5 protein-coding genes are annotated in these 5315 nt (G+C 67.9%); all 5 read left to right on the forward strand.

Features of this window, described 5'->3' with window-relative positions; translation table 11 throughout:
• A partial coding sequence (locus AB0J09_RS55250) for a zinc-binding alcohol dehydrogenase family protein (protein ID WP_360710387.1) occupies positions 1 to 575 on the forward strand: 575 nt, incomplete at its 5' end.
• A gap of 163 nt (positions 576 to 738) precedes the next feature.
• On the forward strand, positions 739 to 2556 hold the full coding sequence (locus AB0J09_RS55255; RefSeq protein WP_360710388.1) for an ABC transporter substrate-binding protein: 1818 nt from the start codon (positions 739 to 741) through the stop codon (positions 2554 to 2556).
• 11 nt (positions 2557 to 2567) lie between these two features.
• Positions 2568 to 3578 (forward strand): ABC transporter permease, encoded by a 1011-nt coding sequence (locus AB0J09_RS55260; protein ID WP_360710390.1) that lies wholly within the window; start codon positions 2568 to 2570, stop codon positions 3576 to 3578.
• Positions 3575 to 4474 (forward strand): ABC transporter permease, encoded by a 900-nt coding sequence (locus AB0J09_RS55265; RefSeq protein ID WP_360710392.1) that lies wholly within the window; start codon positions 3575 to 3577, stop codon positions 4472 to 4474. Before AB0J09_RS55260 ends, AB0J09_RS55265 begins: the two co-directional genes overlap by 4 nt.
• 2 nt (positions 4475 to 4476) lie before the next feature.
• The coding region (locus AB0J09_RS55270; protein ID WP_360710394.1) for an ABC transporter ATP-binding protein at positions 4477 to 5315 on the forward strand (839 nt) is incomplete at its 3' end.

The raw sequence follows: 5315 nt of genomic DNA on the forward strand, positions 1-5315 counted from the left end.
ACGTGCCCGCCGAGCGGCTGGCGCCGCTGCTGTGCGCCGGGATCATCGGCTACCGGGCGCTGCTGCGCTGCGATCTGCCGCCGGGCGGGCGGCTGGGGATCTACGGCTTCGGGGCCTCGGCCCACCTGACGGCGCAGGCCGCCATCGCCCAGGGGGCCGTCGTGCACGCGGTGACCAGATCCGCGGCCTCCAGGGCGCTCGCGCTTGAGCTCGGCGCCGCGTCCGCAGGCGACATACCGCCCGAGCCATTGGACTCGGCCATCCTGTTTGCGCCGGTAGGTACCCTGGTCCCACCGGCACTCGAAGCGCTCGACCGGGGCGGCACTTTGGCCATCGCGGGAATTCATCTGACCGATGTACCCGTTCTGGACTACGAGCGGCATCTCTTCCAGGAGCGCACCCTACGCAGTGTGACGGCCAATACCAGGGCCGACGGGCGGGCCTATCTGGAGCTGGCGCTGGCGCATCCGCCACGCGTGACGACGACGCTCTACCCGTTCGAAGAGGCGGACCGCGCACTCACCGATCTGGCGAATGACCAGGTCAGCGGGGCGGCCGTCTTGGTAATGAGCTGACCGATTACTTGACGGCGCTTAGCTCCACTCCGCACACTGATGAAGGAAAGTTACATTAGCCTCACAACCACTGGAGATTATTGACGCGAGTCGGGCGCGATCGTAGTGTCCGGTCAATCCCTACAGATCAACGACAGGTCCCGACATCTCCCCGGAGCGGCAAATGAAACGACTGGCAGCGGTAGTAGCGTTGCTGGGTCTTGCCACCGCGACAGCGGCGTGCAGCGGTGGTTCCACCAACAATTCCAGTGGCTCGGGCGGCGGCGGGCTCTTCACCACGATCGACGTGAACCGGCCCGGCATCGACGCGAGCGGCCCGGCGAACCCATGGGCGCCGAAGGGCAACTCCTTCATCGGCTACAACGCGATGAAGCTGGGATGGGTCAAGAACCATATGACCGACCCGAACCAGTTCTACCCCGGCATCGCCGCCAGTTGGGAAATCGCTCCCGACAACTCCTCGATCACGATCCACCTCCAGCCGAACGCCAAGTGGTCCGACGGCAAGCCGGTGACGGCCGACGACGTCAAGCTCTCCCTCGGCCTGGCCTCCACGACCGGCAGCACCGCGTTCGCGATCACGCCGGGCGCGGCGGGCGTGGCGGCCGACGTCCAGGTGGTGGACAACCAGACGGTCAAGGTCACCCAGGACATGAAGAACCCGAGCATGAAGTTCGCCCGGGGCGTCATGGACAACTGGGTCGTGCCCGCGCACGTCTGGGGCAGCCTGCTGCCCGCCGACTTCTGGGACAAGCTCAAGGCCTCCAGGGGCACCGGCGCCGAGGCCGACAAGGACCGCGAGGCGATCCTCGCCATCGGCCAGAAGGTGCTCGCCTTCGCCCCGCCGAAGGACGTCTCGGCCGGGCCCTTCACGCTGGAGCGGGTCAACCCCGGCGAGGCGTTGCTGGTCAAGAACAAGAACTTCTACAACGCCGCGCAGGTCGCGCCCGCGCAGGTGAAGTTCCTCAACTACAGCGGCAACGAGCAGATCTGGAACTACCTGACCGCGGGCAAGCTCGACCACGCCGGCTTCACCGCCGCCCCGACGGACGTGATGACCCGGATCAAGAACGCCCCCGGCTCCCAGCTGATCAAGGGCTTCTCGCCGGTGGCCGTCGGCATGGCGTTCAACCAGTCGAAGAAGCCGTACGACAACGTGCACGTACGGCGCGGCCTGGCCTACCTGATCGACCGCGAGCAGGTGACCAAGGTGGCCTCGCCCGAGGGCGGCACCGCGGCCGTGACGACCTCCGGCATCCACCAGAAGCCCGCCCAGGAGTGGCTCGGCTCCGAGCTGGCGAGCCTTGAGCCGTACAAGCACGACGTGGCCAAGGCCGAGGCGGAGTTCAAGGAGGCCGGCCTGCAGAAGAAGGGCGGCAAGTGGGCGCTGGCCGACGGCTCGCCGTGGAAGTTCACCATGCACGCGCCGTCCGGCTTCTCCGACTGGATCTCCGCGCAGGAGAACATCAAGAGCCAGCTCATCGAGAACGGCGTGGACGCCGAGGTCGTGACCGTGGCCGACTACCCGGTCTACCTCGAGGAGATCGCGGCCGGCAAGTATGACGTCGGCTTCTGGCTGATGGCGCTCGGCCCGGCGCCGTACGACATCTTCCAGCGCCTCTACGGCGCCTCCAACGGCTGGACCAACGTCGCGGGCAAGGTGGCGCACAGCGCTCCCGGCAAGGGCGGCAACTGGATGGGCAGCGCGGAGGAGATCGACGTCCAGGGCGTCGGCAAGGTCAACCCGGGTGAGCTCACGGCCAAGCTGAACGCGGCCACCGCCGACCAGGCCAAGCCGATCATGGTGCAGCTCGCCAAGACGGCCAACCAGGACCTCCCGGCCATCCAGCTCTGGGACTACGTGAACACGCAGTTCACCAACACCAGCCGGTTCACCGGCTGGCCTGAGCAGGACAGCGACCTGCTGCGCCTGCCCGCCGGTGTCTGGATCCAGCTGGGCCTCATCAAGGCCAAGCAGTAGAGAAAGAGCCTATGGTAGTCATCGCACGACGACTCGCGGGCCATCTGGCCCGCGGGATCGTCATGATCCTCGTCGTAGCCACGATCAGCTTCTTCATTGTGAGAACCATTCCCGGCGACCCGGTCGCCGCGAACGTGCAGAAGCTGATCCAGTCGGGCATGGACCCCCAGGCGGCCGAGCAGGCGACGCGCGTGCTGTACGGGTTCCAGCCGAAGGGCTCGCTCTGGGAGCAGTACACCCAGTACATGTCGGGCCTGGTCCGCTTCGACCTGGGCCAGTCGGTCACCCACGCGGGCGCGCCGGTCACCCAGGTGCTGGGCGAGGCGGCCAAGTGGACCGTTCTGCCGGTGCTGGCGGGAACGCTGCTGAGCTTCCTGGTCGGCATCGTCATGGGCGTCTACGCGGCCATCAAGCGCTCGGGCAAGCTCGGCGACATCCTGGCCATCTCGGGGTCGCTGCTGCACGGCGTGCCGCAGTACGTGCTGGGCCTGCTGCTCAGCGCGATCTTCGCGACGCTGATCCCGATCCTGCCTGCCGACGGGCCCGTGGACATCCTGTTCGAGCCCGGGTTCAACGCCGGCTACATCGGCTCGCTGGTCGAGCACGCGGTGCTGCCGGTGCTGACGTACGCGCTGGCGGCCTACGGCGGATGGATCCTGGCGATGAAGTCGAGCGTGGTGACCGTGCTCGGCGACGACTTCATCCTGGCGGCGGAGCTGCGCGGGATGAAGCGGTCGATCATCTTCAGGTACATCGCGCGCAACGCGATCCTGCCGCTCTTCACGATCCTGGCGCTGTCGCTCGGCGTGCTGCTCGGCGGCGCGGTGTTCATCGAGCGGATCTTCAACTATCCGGGACTGGGCCTGCTGCTCCTCGACAGCATCACCATGCGTGACTACGCGCTGATGGGCGGGGCGTTCCTGCTGATCACAGTGTCCATCATCGTGGCGAACATCATCGCTGACCTGTTCTACTCCGTGATCGACCCGCGGGTCCGCAGCGGCGAGGAGGTGTCGGGATGACCGTGCTCCTGGAGAGCTCGTCGACGAGCGCCACGATGCGCCGCAACTTCTGGGCGGGCGTGTGGCGGGTGATGAAGCGCAAGCCCAGCCGCATGGTGGGCGTCGTGCTCATACTCGGGTTCGTGTTCATGGGCGTGTTCGGGCCGATGTTCTACCCCGCCCAGCTGGACCGCGACCCCAACCTGATCACCAGGCCGCCGAGCTGGGAGCACTGGCTCGGCACCGACGACCAGGGCAGGGACGTGATCGCCCTGGTCGTCACCGGGTCGCGGTACGTGCTGCTGGCCGCGCTGGTGACCGCCGTCATCACCGTGGTCGTGGGCGCCGGCATCGGGCTGTTCTCCGGCTTCAAGCGGGGCCGCTGGGACAACGTGCTCATGCGGCTCACCGACATGAAGCTGACCATCCCCGGCCTGCCGCTGCTGCTGGTGCTCTCCACCGTGTGGAAGTTCAGCAGCGCGATCCAGATGGGCCTGGTGCTGGGGCTGCTCAGCTGGGGCGGCGTGGCGCGGGCGGTGCGCTCGCAGACGCTGTCGCTGCGCGAGCGGGGCTTCATCGAGGCGGCGCGCGGGCTCGGCCTGTCCACGACGCACATCGTGAGCAAGGAACTGCTGCCGAGCATGGCGCCGTACATCGCGATGAACATGCTCATCGCGGTCACCGGCGGCGTCTACGCGCAGGTCGGCCTGTTCTTCCTGGGCGTGCTGCCGTACGAGTCGAACAACTGGGGCCAGATGCTCAACACGGCCGTGTTCCGCTCGGGGGCGCTCACGGTGCCCAGCGCGCTGGGCTTCCTCATCGGGCCGCTGCTGGCGATCCTGCTGCTGACGCTGGCCATCGTGCTCGTGGTGGACGCCATGGACGAGATCTTCAACCCCCGGCTGCGTGAGGAGTAGCAATGACTCAACAAGCGCCGGGCGTGCGCATCGACGGCCTTACGGTCGTCTACAAGACCCCCGCGGGCGAGTTGCCCGCCGTCAGGAACATCAGCCTGGCCCTGGAGCCCGGCTCGATCACCGGCATCGTCGGCGAGTCGGGGTCCGGCAAGTCCACGCTGGCCCTGTCGCTGCTCAACGCCGTCCAGCCGCCCGGCAGGATCGCGGCGGGCAGCGTCGAGATCGACGGGCTCGGCGACGTGGTGGGCCTGCAGGGCGAGCAGCTCCGCAAGGCCAGGGGCAGGCACATCGGGTACGTCTTCCAGGCCGCCCAGAACTCGCTCAACCCGCTCAAGACGGTCGGCAAGCAGCTGCTCGACCTGGGCCGCTCGCACGGCGTCGAAGACCTGCGCGGCCTGGTGCGCGAGGCCAAGGAGCTGCTCGGCCGGATGGGGCTGGACGGGGCCAGGGTGCTGGACTCGCACCAGCACGAGCTGTCCGGCGGCATGCGCCAGCGGGTCGGCATCATGCTGGCGCTGGTGCTCAACGCCCACCTGGTGGTGCTGGACGAGCCGACGACCGCGCTCGACATGATCACTCAGGCGAACATCCTGAAGATCGTCCGCGAGGTCCACGCGGAGCGCGGCCTCACCACTCTCGTCATCACGCACGACATCGGCGTGGTGGCCGAGGTCGCCGACCGGCTGGCCGTCATGTACGGCGGGCGGCTGGTCGAGCAGGGCCCCACCAGGGAGGTGCTCGGCTCGCCGCAGCACCCCTACACCAAGGGCCTGATCAAGGCCATCCCCCGGCTCGTCGGCGACATCGACGAGGCCCGGCAGGGCCCGCGCCTCAGATCGGA

This window comes from Nonomuraea sp. NPDC049784, assembly GCF_040659615.1.
Classification (GTDB): Bacteria; Actinomycetota; Actinomycetes; order Streptosporangiales; family Streptosporangiaceae; genus Nonomuraea.